Raw genomic sequence first — 17270 nt, 5'->3', positions numbered from 1 at the left:
GCTGTTTGAACAATTGTTCAAACAGCCCCTCTCTTATATTCCGTAGGTTCGTGTTTACCGGATAAATAACAGTTCGCGGTATTTCGGTAGCGGCCACATCTGGTTGTCCACCATCAGTTCCAACTCATCTATATGGTCGCGGATAGCATCCAGGTAAGGAGCCACTGTATCGTGATAAGCAACAGCACGTGTGCGAAGGTCGCCGATGCGGTTTGCCATCTTGCGGGCTTCGATCATTTCGTCTGTCATTTTTGTAACGCAACCTACATGCTGAGATATTTTACGTACCAAACGACGCGGCTCTGCAGCCAACTCCTCATATTCTTCCGCACTGAATGTCTCTTTTAGTTTGGTGATATTGCTGAGCAATAAAGACTGGTAATGCAGTACTACCGGAATGATATGGTTCATTGACAGATCACCCAATACGCGCGCTTCTATCTGTACTTTTTTGATATAGACTTCCCATTTTACTTCGTTGCGTGCTTCCAGCTCCTTCTCACTCAGTACGCCGGTAGCTGTAAACATTTTTATTACTTCCGGTTTTAGATAAGCATCGTATTGTAACGGAACGCTGTTTTCGCAATCCAGCCCGCGGCGTGCAGCTTCCGCTTTCCATTCGTCGCAGTAACCGTTACCGTCGAAACGGATCGGTTTGGATTCTTTTATATACTCTTTCAGTACTTCAAAGATGGCAGCTTCCTTGCTTTTTCCGGCAGCGCGAAGTGCTTCCACATCTTTCTTGAATTGGCGTAGCTGATAGGCTACGGCAGAATTTAATGCCAGCATGGCCGAACCGCAGTTGGCTGATGAACCCAATGCACGGAACTCAAAACGGTTTCCGGTGAAAGCAAAAGGCGACGTACGGTTACGGTCGGTATTATCCAATAACAGTTCGGGTATTTGTCCGAATCCCAGATGTAAGCGTTTCTTATCGTCTACTTCTATGGCATCTTCAATGGAACTGTTTTCGAACTTATCCAATATCTCTGAAATCTGTGTTCCCAGGAAAGAAGAAATGATTGCGGGAGGCGCTTCGTTTGCTCCCAAACGATGTGCATTCGTAGCCGATGCAATGCTGGCTTTCAGTAGTGCATTGTATTTATATACAGCCATCAGAGTGTTGACTACGAAAGTAATGAAGCGCAAATTGTCTTCGCGGTCTTTGCCCGGCGAGAATAAGTTGATGCCTGTATCTGTACCCATCGACCAATTGCAGTGTTTGCCCGAACCGTTCACACCGTTGAATGGCTTTTCGTGCAACAATACACGGAAATTGTGATGTCGTGCAACGCGTTTCATAACCGACATGAGTAACTGGTTATGGTCGTTTGCCAGATTACATTCTTCATAAATAGGTGCTAATTCGAACTGGTTCGGAGCAACCTCATTATGGCGGGTTTTTACCGGAATACCCAGTTTATAACATTCGATTTCCAACTCTTTCATGAACTCTTGTACACGAGAAGGAATGGCGCCGAAATAATGATCGTCCAACTGCTGGTTTTTGGCACTTTCGTGTCCCAGTAAAGTACGTTCTGTCAATGATAAGTCCGGGCGTGCAGAATATAAATCTTCATCAACCAGGAAATATTCCTGTTCCCAGCCAAGGAAGGTGATTACTTTATTTACGTCTTCATCAAAATAGTTGCAAACTTCTTTTGCCGCTTTTCCTAAAGCTTCAACCGAGCGGATCAACGGAGTTTTATAGTCTAACGCTTCGCCTGTGTAGGCAATGAAAACGGTAGGGATACATAACGTGTCGTCTACGATGAATGCCGGAGACGAAGGATCCCAGGCCGAATATCCGCGGGCTTCGAAGGTGTTTCTTAAACCTCCGTTTGGAAAGCTGGATGCATCCGGTTCCTGTTGTACAAGCAGTTTTCCGCTGAATTCTTCAATCATGCCGCCATTGCCGTCATGTTCAACAAAAGCGTCATGCTTTTCGGCAGTTCCGTCTGTAAGTGGTTGGAACCAGTGCGTGTAGTGGGTAACGCCTTTTTCCAAGGCCCACATACGCATACCGGCAGCTACGTGGTTAGCAAATTGCCGGTCGATAGGAGCACCATTGTCAATGGCGTGGGTTAAGGCTTTGTAAGTTTCTTGCGAAAGATACTTTTGCATAGCCTTACGGTTAAAAACATTCTCACCGAAATATTCGGATACTTTACGATTGGGAGTGATTACTTCGACGGCTTTACGGTTGGAAGCCTTCTCTACTGCATTAAAGCGTGAGATTGACATACGGATTGTTTTTATGTTATACCGGCGGCAAAGATACAAGCAAATCTTTATTTTGGCTTACAGATCGTTGTTAAAATATATATTCCTGCGGATGAGAGTTTGAATTTTATCAGGAAGGTCTTTTTCTATTGTTCGCAAACCGGATTCCCTGTTTCACAAATTATAATAGTTATCTTTTTGCGTAGCCTTTAGTTTTGTTTCCGTAAGCTTACAGAGATAAGAAAATAACAGGCGGGTTCCGAAAAGCCTTTAACAGAGTAGGAGGGTAAACAGATAATAATTATGGCAGGATATGTAAAGGAATTGCCTCAGGACTTAAAGTGTGCAATCAAGACTCTCTCTGGCTTTACGTTAGATGATGTAAGGGTGCATTATGACTCTCCCAGGCCGGCAAACATTAATGCGCTTGCTTATGCACAAGGAACAAATATTTATTTAGGTCCGGGACAGGAGCACCTTTTATCTCATGAAGCCTGGCATGTAGTTCAGCAAATGCAAGGACGTGTGCAGCCTACAACCGTAGTAGGCGGAATGCCTGTGAATGATAATGCAGAGCTTGAACATGAGGCCGACTTGATGGGGCAAAGAGCTATGCGGGTAGCTAATGGAGAAGAAGCGGCTGCTCCGGTGCCGGAGGCTTCTCGTAAAGAGTTAAAAGATGTAGCACAGCTAAATGAGGTTACGTTGCAGAATGGAAAATTTACCTCGAGATAGAAATCTCGTGATGAACAAAACGGAGCGGAAATGACATTGAAGTTCCAGCCAAATATTGCAGGGGATCATGCCGAACTAAAGTAGAGTTGACAATTATCAACCGGTCGGTTGACGGTTGTCAACTCAACTTTTTTTAGGCGGGAACAGGGCAAACGCATTAGGATTTTTTCTTTCTTTCCTGTGTTTTTTGTACTTTTTTCTACCTTTGCTTTGTATCTCTAACTTATATTCTTTATGACTCCTTCTTCTGATTACTCTTTATTATTATCTTTTGCTCGTGATGTTGAAGACTTCCGTACAGGTAATCGTCTATACTACCCTTCCTGTAGCATTATTTTCATGGCTTTTGTTGGTATCCTTTGTGGAGGTAAAGACTGGGATGATATCGTTGAAATCGCTGAATCTAGTGAAGATTTGCTCTCTGAGTACTTAGGTTCTTGTTTTGTTGGTGTGCCTTCCCATGATACTTTTAGTCGCTTTTTCTCTTTGGTTAATCCCTCGAGTTTGGAACAGTCTTTTCGCAAGACTATGTCAGCCCTTCAATCTCAATTACGCGGCGATTTGGATCATTCTCAGGCTAGTAAAGATAAAGAAATAGTAGCCTTTGATGGCAAATATGCTGCCTCTGTAACCGATGTTTCTGGTTTGAATGTAGTTACTGCTTATGCTACCGGAACCGGATTGTGTTTAGGACAGGAGGTGGCAGATAAAAAGATAAACGAGCCCGAGCAACTTCGCAAATTAGTTACAGACCTTTATTTGGCAAGTACTATTATTACTGCGGACGCTCTACATTGTCAAAAAGAGTCTATCAAAGCTATTACAGCAGCTAAAGCTGATTATCTGATTATTGTGAAAGCCAATCAAGAGAAATTATATGAAGGTATATTAGAAGGGATTCGAGTAGAAAACAACCGTGATAAAGCTAAATGGATAGATCATGCCGAAGAAATAACCCGAGGACATGGGAGAGAAGAAGTCCGTATTTGTCATTCCTGTTCTCATTAGGGATGGATACCTGAGTGTGGAAAAGAATGGGAAGGAATCAAAAGCTTTGGTACAATTACTTCCCAAAGAACGATACTGTCTACAGGAGAAACGACCACAGAAACAAGATGTTTCATATCTTCCTTGGAGAAAGATGCACCCATGCAATTGAATATCATACGAAATCACTGGAAAATAGAGAACAATTTGCATTGGCAACTAGATGTATCTTTTAATGAAGATGAGACCAAAATGAAAAAGAACCAAGTGTTAAACCTGGCTATATTAAGAAAAATGGCAATGCCGGTACTGAAAGCCTTTACATACAAAAAAGGAGCATCCTTGAAAAAGAAAATGTTAGCAGCAGCATTAAAGCCCAATATAAAGAAAGAGATAATGAAAAAGGCAATGGTACTATATCAAAAATCCTAATGCGTTTGCCCTGTAGGCGGGAAAATACTACCGTATTCTATAAACAGCATAACATTTGCCATGGACATAAACCCATTTAGGGCTATTAATCAGAATATACTCCAGGCCACAGTCAGGCCGGCCATTACAATTGCAACCATACTCATAAGTTTAATGAGTATGTTGAGACTTGGACCGGATGTATCTTTGAACGGATCGCCAACAGTGTCTCCAACGACAGTTGCTTTGTGGGCTTCGCTTCCTTTGCCCCCATGATTACCTTCTTCAATATGTTTCTTCGCATTATCCCAGGCACCGCCGGCATTAGCCATAAATACGGCCAGTACGAATCCGGTACTTAATCCGCCAATAAGCAGGCCTACAACACCCGAAACACCGAATATAAAACCTGTCAATACCGGAGCAATGATTGCCAGCATGGAGGGAAGAACCATTTCGTGTTGAGCACCTTTTGTTGCTATTTCTACACAGCGGGCGTAATCTGGTTCAGCCTCGCCGGTAAGGATACCTTTTATTTCGCGGAACTGGCGGCGAACTTCTTCTACCATGTGGCCTGCTGCACGTCCTACGGCATTCATGGTAAGCCCACAAAACATGAAGGCCATCATAGAACCGATAAACATGCCGGATAATACTTTGGGATTCATCAATGTAATATCATAATAAAACATGAAGTCGGAGAAAGAGGCTTTGGATACTTCGATAGTACGTCCGTCGGCAAAAGAAAGAACTGTTTCGCCAAGCCGTAATAGCCCTATTTTTATCTCTTCAATATAAGAAGCCAGCAATGCCAGTCCTGTTAATGCTGCCGAACCAATGGCAAAACCTTTGCCTGTAGCGGCCGTAGTATTTCCCAGGGAATCCAATGCGTCGGTACGCTTGCGTACTTCTTTCCCTAGTCCTGACATTTCTGCATTTCCTCCGGCATTGTCTGCTATCGGTCCGTAGGCATCTGTCGCTAATGTGATACCTAAGGTAGAAAGCATGCCCACAGCAGCTATGCCGATTCCGTATAATCCCATAGTTACGTTGTTGAAATCAAACCCGGAAGCAAATAAAAAAGAACATATAATGCCTGTGACAACAGCCAATACAGGAATAGCTGTTGAAAGCATACCTAATCCCAGACCGGAGATGATCACGGTGGCAGGGCCGGTTAATCCGGCTTGAGATACGTTTTGGGTAGGTTTGTATGACTGGGAGGTATAGTATTCCGTTGCTTGTCCGATAACTATGCCTACTAATAAACCGATTATAACGGAACATCCTATCCAGAACCAATTCTGCATACCTAGCAGGTATAATATACCGAATGTGGAAATTGCAATCAGTACCGAACTGAGGGTTGTTCCTACGGCCAATGCTTTTAACAATGATTTTATTGAAGCGTCTTCTTTGGTTTGTACGGCAAATATACCGATTATTGATAAAACAATGCCTACGGCAGCAATTAACATGGGTGCAATAACAGCTTTGTATTGCATCACTGTATCGCCTGATGCAACAAAAGCCGCTGCGCCTAATGCTGCAGTGGCAAGGATGGAACCGCAGTAGGATTCGTATAAATCGGCTCCCATGCCTGCAACATCGCCGACATTATCGCCAACATTGTCTGCAATAGTAGCCGGATTGCGTGGATCGTCTTCTGGAATTCCTGCTTCAACCTTACCAACAAGATCAGCTCCTACATCTGCGGCTTTGGTGTAAATGCCACCACCTACGCGGGCGAACAGAGCTTGTGTTGAGGCACCCATTCCGAATGTCAGCATTGTTGTTGTAATGATTGTAAGTTTGTGTGTCGGGGCTAATGCTTCTTCCGGAATAAAGGCGTTCAGTAATATATACCAGAATGAAATATCGAGCAATCCGAGTCCTACCACAACTAATCCCATAACGGCGCCGCTTCGGAAAGCTACTTGTAACCCTTTGTTTAATGATGTACGTGCTGCATTGGCTGTCCGTGCAGAAGCATAAGTTGCTGTTTTCATTCCGAGGAACCCGGCAAGTCCTGAGAAAAAGCCGCCTGTCAGAAATGCAATGGGCACCCATTCGTTCTGAACTTTCAAACCGTAAGCCATAATGGAAAACAAGACAACAAGGCCAAGAAAGACAAGAGCCACGACTTTGTATTGTTGTTTCAGATAAGACATGGCTCCCGTACGTACATGCAATGCAATTTTTGCCATTAATTCAGTACCCTCACTCTCTTTCATCATCTGCCTGAAGAAATACCAGGCAAACGCCAGCGCTATGAGAGACGCCAGCGGAATAATCCAGAAAATACTTGTAACCATAGCCGACAGATTTAAAGTTTATGTAATATAGTAGAAATATTGACGCTTTATCTTTATCCGTAAATGTAGCAAAAATATAACCGGTGGGAAACTTTTTCATGAATAATTATGTTTCATACTAAAAAAAACAGCATATTTGTTACCGATATAAAGAAGTGAAATGCAGATGACAGGAGAAACGGATCGTAAAGCTTATAAATTAGGTTTGGCTCTGAGTGGAGGAGGAGCAAAGGGTTTTGCGCATATCGGAGTTTTCAAAATGCTTGAAGAATGTGCACTGATGCCGGATATAATAGCCGGAACAAGTGTAGGAGCTTTGATGGGAACGTTGTTTGCAGACGGATATACGGCAGACGAAATCAAGGAACTTTTTACCGGACGCGAGTTTTCTGAATTCGCCCAGTTACAGTTGCCCAAAGCCGGATTGTTTGATAGTAAACGCTTCCGTTATTTTCTGAAAAGGCATTTGAGAACTAAAAATATAGAGGATTTGAGGATCCCGATTGTAATTATGGCAACCGATTTGGATAATGGCGAAAGTCATGAGTTCCGGAGCGGTCCTATTGTTGAAGCTGTTACGGCTTCATGCAGCATTCCTATTATATTCAGTCCGGTTGTGATAAATGGAGTGCATTATGTAGATGGCGGATTGTTCCATAATTTCCCTGTCTCGATAATACGTGATGTATGTGATAAAGTAATAGGCGTGAATGTAAGTCCGCTTGTTTCTCAAAAATATAAGCAGACGATATTTCATATCGCAGAACGGTCTTATCATTATATGTTCCGTGCCAATACACTGGAAGACCGGGAGATGTGCGATGTGTTGATAGAAGCGGAAGAGTTCGGGCTGTATAAAACTTTCGACCTTGAAAATGTAGAGACTATAACAAATATCGGTTATGCCGCTGCCGGACGCGCTTTCGAGAAAGTGTTACGGGAAAACAAATTTGAAACGTTGGTGAAAGCTATTACTACAAAAAAGAACAGAGCTTTACAGCCTTAATGATTTTTGTGCGGGGCTTTCCGGAAATAAAAAACTGAGTCGATGAATAACACGATGAAACAAATGGAAAAGATGATTATTTATCAGGTGTTCCCACGATGGTTCGGGAACTTGAATACTTTCCTGGTAAAGTATGGAGATAAAACGATGAATGGCGTAGGAAAGTTCTCTGCTTTTACGCCGAAAGCTTTAGCCAAAATTAAGGAGTTGGGGATAACTCATATTTGGTATACCGGAGTAATAGAGCATGCAACAAAAACAGACTATACGGCTTATGGGATACGTAAAGACCATAATGCCGTAGTGAAAGGCAAGGCCGGTTCCCCTTACGCAATCAAAGATTATTATGATGTAGATCCGGACTTGGCGGATAACGTACATGAGCGAATGAAGGAGTTTGAAGAACTGGTGAAGCGTACGCACAATGCCGGAATGAAAGTTATTATAGACTTTGTGCCGAACCATGTGGCACGTCAATATAATTCGGATGTCCGGCTGCCGTTTGTGCAAGACTTGGGACAGCAAGATAATACAACAAAAGCATTTGATGCGAATAATAATTTTTATTATATACCGGGGCAGTCGCTAACGCTGCATTTCGGAGCCCAGGAAGAAGACTACGAATATAGCGAATTCCCGGCTAAAGTTACAGGAAATAATTGTTTTAGTGCTTCTCCGGGAAAAAATGACTGGTATGAGACCGTGAAACTGAATTATGGTGTAGATTATATGAATGGCGGAACCTGCCATTTTGATCCTCGTCCCGGTACATGGGATAAAATGTTAGACATTTTACTGTTTTGGGCAGATAAAGGTGTTGACGGTTTCCGCTGCGATATGGCGGAGATGGTTCCGGTTGAGTTCTGGAATTGGGTTATTCCTGAGGTAAAGAAGATCTATAAGGATATAATATTCATTGCTGAAGTGTATAATCCGGACGAGTATCGGAATTATATTTATACCGGACATTTTGATTATTTATACGATAAAGTAGGCTTGTATGATACAGTCCGTGCGGTTATGACGGGGCAGGCTCCTGCAAGTAATATTACATATTCCTGGCAAGCGCTGGAAGGTATCCAGCATAATATGTTGAATTTTTTGGAAAACCATGATGAACAACGTATCGCTTCGGATTTCTTTGCGGGCGATGCCCGTCCCGGAGTTCCCGGCATGATTGTTTCCGCAGCAATGAATGTGAATCCGGTAATGATATATAGCGGTCAGGAGGTTGGTGAACGTGGCATGGATCAGGAAGGGTTTAGCGGTCGTGACGGACGTACCACAATTTTTGATTACTGGAGTGTGGAGTCTTTGCGTAATTGGATCGATGACTGGAAGTTTGACGGAGGAAAACTAACTGATGACCAGAAACAGCTACGTGAAGTATATGGTAAATTATTGAATGTAGTGCACGATGAGCCTATTATTGCAAATGGCGAGTTTTATGATTTGATGTATGCAAATAAATCGAATCCGTATTTTAACCCGCATCGTCAATATGTGTTTATGCGTAAGTATAAAAATGAAGTTTTATTGGCTGTAGTTAATTTTGACAAGGCGGAGCAAACTGTACGCGTGGAAATACCGGCTGATGCATTTAAAGCATTAGGTTTTGAAGATAACAAAGCAGCTGTATTGACAGACCTGCTGACAACAGAACATACCGTTAGTACACTCACTGATGCTTACCCTTATCAGGTGGCGCTTCCTGCTTATTCCGGCAAATTATTGAAATTTACTTATAATAATTGACAATTGTTTTATACCTTTGCGGCACATTAAAACAATTCACTTTAAGATAAATATTCGGAATAATGAGTGCACAAACTCCTTTCTTGGTGTTTTCGGGAACCAACTCCCGGTATCTTGCAGAGAAAATTTGCAACAGTCTAGGTTGTCCTCTGGGACAGATGAACATTCAACACTTTGCCGATGGAGAATTTTCGGTTTCTTACGAAGAATCTATTCGTGGCAGGGATGTATTCTTGGTACAATCTACGTTTCCTAATTCGGACAATTTGATGGAACTGCTTTTAATGATTGATGCAGCCAAACGTGCTTCGGCTCATTCTATCATTGCGGTAATTCCTTATTTTGGCTGGGCACGCCAAGACAGAAAAGACCAACCCCGTGTGTCAATCGGTGCTAAGTTAATTGCTGATATGTTAAGTACGGCAGGTATTAACCGTTTGATTACGATGGATCTGCATGCTGATCAGATTCAGGGATTTTTCAATGTTCCGGTAGATCACTTGTATGCATCATCCGTATTCCTTGATTATATCAAGGAATCTTTACCAATGGATAATTTGTGCATAGCTACGCCGGATGTCGGTGGTACAAAACGTGCCAGCAGTTATTCTAAATATTTGGGCTTGCCAATGGTGATTTGCCATAAATCCCGTTTACGTGCCAATGAAGTGGCAGAGATGCGTATTATTGGTGATGTGAAAGGATTGGATGTGTTATTGGTTGACGACATGGTCGATACAGCCGGAACTATTACAAAGGCTGCTAACCTGATGATGGAAAATGGAGCTAAATCCGTACGTGCCATTGCCAGTCATGCCGTAATGTCGGATCCTGCTTCTACGCGTGTAGACCAGTCCGCACTTACAGAGATGATCTTTACCGATTCTATACCTTATGCAAAAAAATGCGAAAAAGTGAAAGTGCTTTCTATTGCAGATATGTTTGCTGAGGCTATCCGTCGTGTATGTAAAGACGAATCTATCAGCTCATTGTATGTGATCAAATAATTTTTCATATTGACTAGTCCTAAATAACCGTTACAGTTATTGGACAAAACTAAAACATTTATCACAGTTCAGCAAGGCTAGCCTTGCTGAACTGTTTGTTTTTATAACTTTTAATTTTAATCTGCCTCTGATGGTGCATATACTCCGGTGTTTTGTATCCGCACGAGTAATGTGGTCTGAGATTATTATATTTATAAACAGCATCCTTTACCAGACGCTTCATCTGTGCCAATGGAAGATTAAGGTCTTCAAGCAGAAACTCATGTTTGAGTATCCCGTTTATCCTTTCTGCTATGGCATTTGCATAAGGATCATAGGATTCAGTCATGCTCGGTATGATATGATACCGTTTCAATAATCTCTGATATGCATCGGAGCAGTATTGTATACCACGATCTGAGTGATGTATTAAGGGTTCCTCCCTGTACAATCGGTTGCCGTTGGCCATCTTTAAGGCATTAAGGGTACCCTGAGTGTCCAAAGAACAGGAAAGGTCATATCCCATAACCTTCTTTGAATAAGCGTCTGTAACCAATGAGAGATACAAGTGACTGTTTCTATTTCTTATATAGGTTATATCCGAAACCCAGATTTCTTCCGGACGTATAGATTCCATATTTGCCACAAGGTTCTTGTGCCTGTGGAACCGATGGTGGGAGTTGGTCGTCACATGATAGGAACGGACAGGCTTTATGAGCATGTGGTTGGCACGTAGTATGTCAAACAGCCTGTCACGGCCAACTTTCTTCTCTTTCAATACCGGCTGAAGCATATGATAGAGTTTACGGGTACCTATATGGGGCATCTCCAAACGGAGACCCTGTACTATCTCTACAACTTCGGTAGCTTTTTGGCGACTCCTGTCTATACTCCAATGCTGACGGTAATATTTTTGCCTGCTTATCCCGAGCAGTCGGCAGATCCCGCTGATACTTACGGATTTTTCTTCTTTGTATTGGAGGACTGTTCGGGAAAGGAGTTTTTTCGGATATCGATGTGATATTCCTTTTCTGCGATATCTATCATCATATCAAAGAATTCGGCTTTTATATCCTTTAATTCGAGTTCCTTCTCCAGGCGGGCGTTCTTGCGCTCCAACAACTTTATTTTCTGCTCCAATTCAAGCAGTTGCTGTTCCTTACTCTTTTCCACGGGACAATGAGATTTGTTTGACACGTCAAAGTTACCATATTTTTCAATCCAACGTTTTAATGTATGGCTTCCTTGTATGCCATATTTACGCTGAATAGCCTCCATACTTAGCCGGCTTGTTTCATACTCTTGAACTACTGATAATTTAAAGGACATGCTGTAATCCTTTTGTGTACGTCTAATGTACTTGGTTTCTGACTTTTTCATTTCGTTACTTAATTTGGTGTAACGCTATTTTAGGACTAGACATATTAATCATAAAAAGAGCCTGTCAATTGTTTGACAGGCTCTTTTTTTCGTATTTGCTGAAATCGAACCGGACGAGGCGGGGAAGTGCCTTATCTGATTTGACACCCGGACATTAACGCATGGCTGCCCGAATAGCTGTTTCCCGCAGGTCAGTTTCCGGCAGGCGTGCGCTGAACGAGCTTCGGGTAATCGGTGCCGCCATCGCCTGCTTGCCAGATATAAGTGCTGTTGGGCACGCCGGTGTTGATGCCGGAGAGCAGGGCGTTCAGTTCGCTGATGTTGGTGAAGGAGTTGTTGCCGGTGCCCGTGCTGCTGTTGGTGTCTGCATTCTTTCCTATCATATTGGAAGTCCCTTCGTTGGAGGCGTTGTTCCACGCCGAGTATTTGCAGTCAGAGCCATAGAAACTGCCTGCCAGACCGCCTGCTGCGGATTCGTCGGCTTTTCCGCCGTTAACCGTTACCTTTGCATTGGCAATGCAGCCGGTGATCTTTCGGAGGGCCCCGACATGAGTTCCCGTAATTCCTCCGGCATAGTTCAACTTGTCGCTGCCCGTGGTGGTGGAGGAAACGGTACCGTTGAAGCGGCAAAATTCAATGGTTCCACCCAGCCAAGCGCATATACCTCCGGCTCTACATTTACCTCCGCCATTTACGGTGACCGTTCCCACCACGATAAGGTTGCTGACCGTTCCGTATGAGCTTATATATCCGAACAATCCGGCATTAATATCGGAAGTGGATTGGGATATGATTGAAACGTTCATATTGCTGATGGTGTAGCCTTGTCATAGGAAGTTACGAAAAGAGTGTAATTTATTGGAAATGAGCATTGGGTAATCGCTCATAATAGTAATAGGTTACGAATTAGTTAGTTATCTACTGCATTATTCTTCTGTGCGTTGCGTAACCTTCAAAGAACTCTTCGTATGCAAAAGTAACAATAAAACGGGAGATTTAGAAATGAATCTCCCGTTTTTTTCTTCTCACACAAGTTTTTCCGTAAAAGCGATTTTATCCGTCAGCACACCATCGCCCAAAAAGATTTTGAACGAACGTGTGCCGACTGCCGCATAAGCGGAGAAAAGGGCTTTGCCTCACGCCTAAACAATAGTTTAGACTGATGAGACAAGGCCCCTTTCTTTTGTGCTTATGCCAAAGAGGTGCTTTTACGGGGTTTTGACGATTTTTCTTTTTTCGTTGTCCTTTTGCGCCGGAAGCGGAAAGCCGTGTATGACCGCACATTCCATAAATGGAACAAGCCGTCACTCACGGCAGACAAACCGGGAAGAATGATTTTATCCATCCGACCAAACACGTTTGGCCAAACAGATAAAAACATACTTCCTTGCCGATGGTTTGCCCGGTTTCACGCTACCGGCTATGTTCTTTTCTGTTGGGGATGTCTTTTTCACGGATTTCTCTTTTGAAGTTTTCCTGTCTAATCTGCCTCCACTTCCGTTTACCTCCATTTTCGCGCCTTTCAGTGAGCCGCATCAGGCAGTCATTTTCGTGCTGGGTGCAAAGGTAACTCCGGGATTGTACGGGAAAGCAAGGTCAAGCCTCCTGTTTTCTGGAAAAATCTCCAGCCCTTCGGGTAGTATTTTTCCGAAAAACCTTGCATTCCCTAATCCCTACCTTTTTAAGCACCCGAAACGAAAACGACCGATGCGACAGAAAGACGCATTAAAAAAAAATGTCGGATAAACGAGAGGCAGATAAGATAGTTTGAAACTCAACTCCCTCAGCTCTTGAATCCGCATTAAAAAACAAAAAATCAAAAACAAAACGGATATGAGAACGGCAATAGCAACAAAATTCGTGGCATGGGAAGTATCAAGTTTGGAGAACCTGCAAGGCAGCAAGGTGTACGGACTTCGCACCAAACTGAACAATGGTGAGAAATTGAGCCGAGAGGAAAAGGATTGGCTTACACGCAACGTGAACAGCAACACCTATTTCAAGAGCGCAGTACCCTTGCAAGGTTGGATGTTTGACTTTTCCGACATTCTCCGAACCTACATTGTAAAGCAGTATGGGCATTGGGCGGAATACAAGGCTACCGACAAGACGGCACTCCGCAGTTTCCTATACGGCAGGATAGACAGCATCGTGGAACTTAACAAATGATACGGCTATGACAGCAACGGTAAATTTCAGACAAATGGCGCAATACATAGGGCTTGCGATATGCACCCCAATCATGCGCACCGCCTTTTGGGTGTCCGGCATCCTTTGGTACATCGTCAGAGAGATAATAAACGGAGTGTTCCGAGTGGCAATAGGGGTAATCGTGGCTATTCTTTCCGTTATCCTGTTCTTTGACTTCATTCTTTGGTTATTCACCCTTTAATCCCTACCGACATGGCAAAGAGAAGAAGCAAGACAGTGGAGCAACAATGCAGATACTACGAGGTGGGCAACATCTTCGAGTACATGGTGGAAACATACCTCAACGGCAATATGTCCGTCTTCCGTGGACTCTACCACGAACTGAACAAGGACGCACGGAAGGACTTTATAGACTTCCTATTGAGCGAGGTTGAGCCGATTTATTGGAGGGAGATTTTGAAACATACTATTTGACAACTCATAAAAACGACAGCGATATGAAAGGAACAGACCATTTCAAGAGAACGATACAGATGTATTTGGAACAACGTGCGGAGGAAGACACGCTCTTTGCGAAGAACTACCGCAATCCAGCCAAGAACATTGACGATTGCGTAACCTACATTCTGAACTATGTGCAGAAAAGCGGTTGTAACGGCTTCACGGACGGAGAGATATACGGACAAGCAGTACACTACTATGACGAGAACGAGATTGAGGTGGGCAAGCCTATCCAATGCCAAGTGGCGGTGAACCACATTGTGGAACTCACGGCAGAGGAAAAAGCAGAAGCACGTCAGCAGGCAGTCCGCAGATACCAAGACGAGGAACTCCGCAAGTTGCAGAACCGCACCAAGCCGACAAAGGCGAAAACAGAAACCCAAGTTCAACCCTCATTATTTGATTTTGGCTTATGAAACCGAGAAACAAATTTGAAAAAGCAGTTCTTGCCCAAAGCAAGAAACTACGCCCGATAACCCCGATACAGATTAATTGGGCATTCCGTAATTGCGTGGAGCATTATGCACACCGCTTGCCGAAAGGTCGTACCACTTGTATGGATTGCGGTCATAGTTGGGTAATGACGGAGCAGACCGAGCATTGTACGTGTCCTGAATGTGGAGCAAGTTTGAAAGTCTGCCTCACCTATCAGCGCAAGGTAAGACAAAAGCAGTATTTCACAACCCTTACCACAAGCGGAGAATACCAAGTGCTACGAATGTTCTTGCTTGTCGTGGGTATGGAGAAAGGGGTTAATGCCAAGTCCTATGCCCTTGAAATCGGGCAGTATTGGTGGAATGAACAAGGGCGTAAGGCTGTTGTTGCCATTCCACGCACATTGGGATGCTACATCGACACGTTCTCATTCGCTTCTCCTTTTGCTATCCGCAATGACAATGAAGCGTACCGCCATATCTCATATTCCCCGATATATCCAAGATATAAGGTGTTGCCGACGCTCCGCAGAAACGGCTTTAACGGCAATTTCCACGACATTGTACCCACCAAACTAATACCGGCATTATTGTCGGACAGCCGTGCGGAAACGCTGTTGAAGGCAGGGCAATATCCCATGTTGCGCTACTATCTGTACCACTCTTTCAATATTGGAGAGTATTGGGCTTCAATCAAGATATGTATCCGCAACGGCTATACCATTGAGGACGGCTCAATGTGGCGTGACACCATAGACCTCCTGCGTCATTTCGGCAAGGACACAAACAGCCCGAAATACGTTTGCCCTGCCGACCTCAAAGTTGAACACGACAAGTTGGTGGCAAAGCGCAACCTGCAAAGGAAACATGAGCGGACTGAACAGCAACGCAGGAAAGCGATTGAGGACGAGAAACAATATCTGAAAGCTAAGGGCATATTCTTCGGACTTGCCTTTACCGACAGCCTTATTTGCGTCAAAGTCATAGAGAGCGTGGAAGAAATGGCAGAGGAAGGAAGGACGATGCACCATTGTGTGGGCGGTTACCACAAACGAAAAGACTCCCTTATCCTATCCGCCACCATTGACGGAAAACGAATTGAAACGATAGAGGTGTCACTAAAAACTTTTGAGGTGGTGCAGTGTCGTGGCGTATGCAACGAGAACTCCGAATACCACGACCGCATCATCGCCCTTGTGAACAAGAACGCCAACCTTATCCGCCAGCGGATGAAAGCGGCATAATATCGACATCTAACAACTAACATTATGGAAGTAAGATTTGAAAGCATGCTTTTCCTATGGGATGATAAAATCCCCACGATGTTCCTTGAATTTATGAACCTCCTCACTCTTTGTCAGAGTGAGGAGCAATTAAGGGCGAGCGTCAAGGACTTTGCCGAGAAACACGAACTTGGCAAGTTCTTCCTTTACGGCTTCGGCTCACATCATTTCTACCTGCACCAACGCTATACGAGTAACCCCGAAATGGTGATGCAACACAGAGTGCTGTCTGTACATTTCTAATCATCTAAATAACAACGACTATGGCAACAAAAATGACAATTAACAGAGTAAGCACCTGCCAATCGGCAGGAACGGAGAACTACGAGAATTTCCAAACGGGTATCGGCAGACGCAAACGCACCCTTGTGCAATACGACTACCGCCACACGGACGGGGAACTTTTCTCTTGTGTCAAACCCACATTAGACGAATGTCGAGCCGCACGGGACAAGTGGCTAACGGCAAAGGAAAGGAAGGAGGACAAGCGATGAACGAAGCAGGCTACCAAACGCTGATAGTCAAGTTCAGCGAGCCTATCACGGTATTGGACGGTATGTTTGACGATGCCGAAGCATGGGGAGTTGATACCTTAAAGGGGTGGATAGACAACTATGAAAGTAGCAGGTTTACTGCCATTGACAGCCATACGGCAGTCATAACGAGCGAGTATAACATGGAGTGTCTGAAAGAGTGGCTGGAAAGATGCACACCCATAACCGAGAAAACAGAATTTTGAACATTGTGGCGGTGTCCGCACCGCCACAACATAACACCTAAAAACAACGAATATGATAGCAAAGACTATTTTGGAGCAGATAGGCGGCAGACGCTTTGCCGCCATGACGGGAAGCAAAGACTTCATAGACATGGGCAACGGCTTACGCATGAGCCTTGCGAGGAACAAAACGAGTGCCAACCGTCTTGACATCATTTACGACGGAGGTGCAGACCTCTACAATATGCGTTTCTACCGCAGGACGTTCAGCAAAAAGACATTCGAGAGCAGGACGAAGGACATTGAAACGCACGAGGGGATATATTGCGATATGCTGGAGGAAATGTTCACGATGGTGACGGGGCTTTACACCCGTTTTTGAGAG

Annotated in this window: 21 protein-coding genes and 1 pseudogene; 16 read left to right on the top strand and 6 right to left on the bottom strand. The window is 43.9% G+C overall.

Annotated features, from left to right (window positions below):
* Nucleotides 1–54: 54 nt before the first annotated feature.
* Nucleotides 55–2244, bottom strand: a complete 2190-nt coding sequence (locus CTY47_RS08040; protein WP_099464267.1) for a glutamine synthetase III family protein — start codon at nt 2242–2244, stop codon at nt 55–57.
* Nucleotides 2245–2526: 282 nt separating this feature from the next.
* On the opposite strand from CTY47_RS08040, the gene CTY47_RS08035 reads away from it, so the two are divergent.
* From CTY47_RS08035 to CTY47_RS17335, 3 genes and pseudogenes are all read left to right on the top strand, one after another.
* The gene (locus CTY47_RS08035) at nt 2527–2958 is read left to right on the top strand and encodes an eCIS core domain-containing protein (protein ID WP_099464266.1); all 432 of its coding nucleotides are present in this window, start codon (nt 2527–2529) and stop codon (nt 2956–2958) included.
* Between the two features lie 234 nt (nt 2959–3192).
* Nucleotides 3193–4197: pseudogene (locus CTY47_RS08030) on the top strand (ISAs1 family transposase); the annotation flags it as partial.
* Nucleotides 4198–4377, top strand: a complete 180-nt coding sequence (locus CTY47_RS17335; RefSeq protein ID WP_233202118.1) for a hypothetical protein — start codon at nt 4198–4200, stop codon at nt 4375–4377.
* A gap of 89 nt (nt 4378–4466) precedes the next feature.
* Here CTY47_RS17335 and CTY47_RS08020 read toward each other — a convergent pair whose 3' ends face one another.
* Complete coding sequence (locus CTY47_RS08020) at nt 4467–6671, bottom strand: sodium-translocating pyrophosphatase (protein WP_099464265.1); 2205 nt, start codon at nt 6669–6671, stop codon at nt 4467–4469.
* 166 nt (nt 6672–6837) lie between these two features.
* On the opposite strand from CTY47_RS08020, the gene CTY47_RS08015 reads away from it, so the two are divergent.
* From CTY47_RS08015 to CTY47_RS08005, 3 genes are all read left to right on the top strand, one after another.
* Nucleotides 6838–7677: a patatin-like phospholipase family protein gene (locus tag CTY47_RS08015; protein ID WP_099464849.1), complete on the top strand. Its 840-nt coding sequence runs from the start codon at nt 6838–6840 to the stop codon at nt 7675–7677.
* A 54-nt stretch (nt 7678–7731) separates the two neighbouring features.
* Nucleotides 7732–9432, top strand: a complete 1701-nt coding sequence (locus CTY47_RS08010; protein WP_099464848.1) for an alpha-amylase family glycosyl hydrolase — start codon at nt 7732–7734, stop codon at nt 9430–9432.
* 62 nt (nt 9433–9494) lie between these two features.
* Nucleotides 9495–10439, top strand: coding sequence for a ribose-phosphate pyrophosphokinase (locus CTY47_RS08005; protein WP_099464264.1), 945 nt, complete (start codon nt 9495–9497; stop codon nt 10437–10439).
* A gap of 61 nt (nt 10440–10500) precedes the next feature.
* On the opposite strand, the gene CTY47_RS17330 is transcribed toward CTY47_RS08005, so the two are convergent.
* From CTY47_RS17330 to CTY47_RS17090, 4 genes are all read right to left on the bottom strand, one after another.
* Nucleotides 10501–11343, bottom strand: a complete 843-nt coding sequence (locus CTY47_RS17330) for an IS3 family transposase (protein WP_233202109.1) — start codon at nt 11341–11343, stop codon at nt 10501–10503.
* Between the two features lie 29 nt (nt 11344–11372).
* The gene (locus CTY47_RS17325; protein WP_233202126.1) at nt 11373–11798 is read right to left on the bottom strand and encodes a transposase; all 426 of its coding nucleotides are present in this window, start codon (nt 11796–11798) and stop codon (nt 11373–11375) included.
* Nucleotides 11799–11989: 191 nt separating this feature from the next.
* Nucleotides 11990–12604, bottom strand: coding sequence for a hypothetical protein (locus CTY47_RS07995; protein ID WP_099464263.1), 615 nt, complete (start codon nt 12602–12604; stop codon nt 11990–11992).
* A gap of 383 nt (nt 12605–12987) precedes the next feature.
* Nucleotides 12988–13143, bottom strand: a complete 156-nt coding sequence (locus CTY47_RS17090; protein ID WP_199163411.1) for a hypothetical protein — start codon at nt 13141–13143, stop codon at nt 12988–12990.
* Between the two features lie 14 nt (nt 13144–13157).
* On the opposite strand from CTY47_RS17090, the gene CTY47_RS17085 reads away from it, so the two are divergent.
* The 10 genes from CTY47_RS17085 (at nt 13158) to CTY47_RS07945 (ending at nt 17267) form a co-directional block, all read left to right on the top strand.
* Complete coding sequence (locus CTY47_RS17085) at nt 13158–13544, top strand: hypothetical protein (protein ID WP_229127933.1); 387 nt, start codon at nt 13158–13160, stop codon at nt 13542–13544.
* Between the two features lie 87 nt (nt 13545–13631).
* Nucleotides 13632–13967 carry a hypothetical protein gene (locus CTY47_RS07985; RefSeq protein ID WP_048928287.1) on the top strand — a complete coding sequence of 112 codons (336 nt, stop codon included), beginning with the start codon at nt 13632–13634 and terminating at the stop codon, nt 13965–13967.
* Between the two features lie 7 nt (nt 13968–13974).
* Nucleotides 13975–14190 (top strand): hypothetical protein, encoded by a 216-nt coding sequence (locus CTY47_RS07980; RefSeq protein ID WP_034530475.1) that lies wholly within the window; start codon nt 13975–13977, stop codon nt 14188–14190.
* A gap of 11 nt (nt 14191–14201) precedes the next feature.
* Complete coding sequence (locus CTY47_RS07975) at nt 14202–14423, top strand: hypothetical protein (protein WP_008019901.1); 222 nt, start codon at nt 14202–14204, stop codon at nt 14421–14423.
* 23 nt (nt 14424–14446) lie between these two features.
* Entirely contained in the window at nt 14447–14866 is a 420-nt protein-coding gene (locus CTY47_RS07970) for a PcfK-like family protein (protein WP_004310304.1), read from the top strand.
* Nucleotides 14863–16128 (top strand): PcfJ domain-containing protein, encoded by a 1266-nt coding sequence (locus CTY47_RS07965; protein ID WP_004310303.1) that lies wholly within the window; start codon nt 14863–14865, stop codon nt 16126–16128. Before CTY47_RS07970 ends, CTY47_RS07965 begins: the two co-directional genes overlap by 4 nt.
* A 24-nt stretch (nt 16129–16152) precedes the next feature.
* Nucleotides 16153–16410: a hypothetical protein gene (locus tag CTY47_RS07960; RefSeq protein ID WP_008778215.1), complete on the top strand. Its 258-nt coding sequence runs from the start codon at nt 16153–16155 to the stop codon at nt 16408–16410.
* 20 nt (nt 16411–16430) lie between these two features.
* Entirely contained in the window at nt 16431–16661 is a 231-nt protein-coding gene (locus CTY47_RS07955; protein ID WP_008778214.1) for a DUF3873 domain-containing protein, read from the top strand.
* Nucleotides 16601–16906, top strand: a complete 306-nt coding sequence (locus CTY47_RS07950) for a DUF6956 domain-containing protein (protein WP_083434146.1) — start codon at nt 16601–16603, stop codon at nt 16904–16906. The genes CTY47_RS07955 and CTY47_RS07950 overlap by 61 nt, the downstream gene beginning before the upstream one ends.
* Before the next feature lie 52 nt (nt 16907–16958).
* Nucleotides 16959–17267 carry a hypothetical protein gene (locus CTY47_RS07945; protein ID WP_048928289.1) on the top strand — a complete coding sequence of 103 codons (309 nt, stop codon included), beginning with the start codon at nt 16959–16961 and terminating at the stop codon, nt 17265–17267.
* Nucleotides 17268–17270: the final 3 nt, after the last annotated feature.

It is taken from the genome of Parabacteroides provencensis (assembly GCF_900232875.1).
In the GTDB taxonomy this organism is placed as follows: Bacteria; Bacteroidota; Bacteroidia; order Bacteroidales; family Tannerellaceae; genus Parabacteroides; species Parabacteroides chinchillae.
Note: the sequence above shows the minus strand (reverse complement) of the source record. Positions and strands in the feature narration are given on the sequence as shown.

Excerpts from the sequence above, each read along its gene's own strand:
- CTY47_RS08015 (WP_099464849.1), top strand. The coding sequence starts at position 6,838 with ATGACAGGAGAAACGGATCGTAAAGCTTATAAATTAGGTTTGGCTCTG.
- CTY47_RS07975 (WP_008019901.1), top strand. The coding sequence starts at position 14,202 with ATGGCAAAGAGAAGAAGCAAGACAGTGGAGCAACAATGCAGATACTAC.
- CTY47_RS07995 (WP_099464263.1), bottom strand. The coding sequence starts at position 12,604 with ATGAACGTTTCAATCATATCCCAATCCACTTCCGATATTAATGCCGGA.
- CTY47_RS08020 (WP_099464265.1), bottom strand. The coding sequence starts at position 6,671 with ATGGTTACAAGTATTTTCTGGATTATTCCGCTGGCGTCTCTCATAGCG.
- CTY47_RS17090 (WP_199163411.1), bottom strand. The coding sequence starts at position 13,143 with ATGGATAAAATCATTCTTCCCGGTTTGTCTGCCGTGAGTGACGGCTTG.
- CTY47_RS07945 (WP_048928289.1), top strand. The coding sequence starts at position 16,959 with ATGATAGCAAAGACTATTTTGGAGCAGATAGGCGGCAGACGCTTTGCC.
- CTY47_RS07980 (WP_034530475.1), top strand. The coding sequence starts at position 13,975 with ATGACAGCAACGGTAAATTTCAGACAAATGGCGCAATACATAGGGCTT.
- CTY47_RS07960 (WP_008778215.1), top strand. The coding sequence starts at position 16,153 with ATGGAAGTAAGATTTGAAAGCATGCTTTTCCTATGGGATGATAAAATC.
- CTY47_RS08005 (WP_099464264.1), top strand. The coding sequence starts at position 9,495 with ATGAGTGCACAAACTCCTTTCTTGGTGTTTTCGGGAACCAACTCCCGG.
- CTY47_RS07985 (WP_048928287.1), top strand. The coding sequence starts at position 13,632 with ATGAGAACGGCAATAGCAACAAAATTCGTGGCATGGGAAGTATCAAGT.
- CTY47_RS07950 (WP_083434146.1), top strand. The coding sequence starts at position 16,601 with ATGTCGAGCCGCACGGGACAAGTGGCTAACGGCAAAGGAAAGGAAGGA.
- CTY47_RS17335 (WP_233202118.1), top strand. The coding sequence starts at position 4,198 with ATGAAAAAGAACCAAGTGTTAAACCTGGCTATATTAAGAAAAATGGCA.
- CTY47_RS08010 (WP_099464848.1), top strand. The coding sequence starts at position 7,732 with ATGAAACAAATGGAAAAGATGATTATTTATCAGGTGTTCCCACGATGG.
- CTY47_RS08035 (WP_099464266.1), top strand. The coding sequence starts at position 2,527 with ATGGCAGGATATGTAAAGGAATTGCCTCAGGACTTAAAGTGTGCAATC.
- CTY47_RS07955 (WP_008778214.1), top strand. The coding sequence starts at position 16,431 with ATGGCAACAAAAATGACAATTAACAGAGTAAGCACCTGCCAATCGGCA.
- CTY47_RS08040 (WP_099464267.1), bottom strand. The coding sequence starts at position 2,244 with ATGTCAATCTCACGCTTTAATGCAGTAGAGAAGGCTTCCAACCGTAAA.
- CTY47_RS17325 (WP_233202126.1), bottom strand. The coding sequence starts at position 11,798 with ATGAAAAAGTCAGAAACCAAGTACATTAGACGTACACAAAAGGATTAC.
- CTY47_RS07965 (WP_004310303.1), top strand. The coding sequence starts at position 14,863 with ATGAAACCGAGAAACAAATTTGAAAAAGCAGTTCTTGCCCAAAGCAAG.
- CTY47_RS07970 (WP_004310304.1), top strand. The coding sequence starts at position 14,447 with ATGAAAGGAACAGACCATTTCAAGAGAACGATACAGATGTATTTGGAA.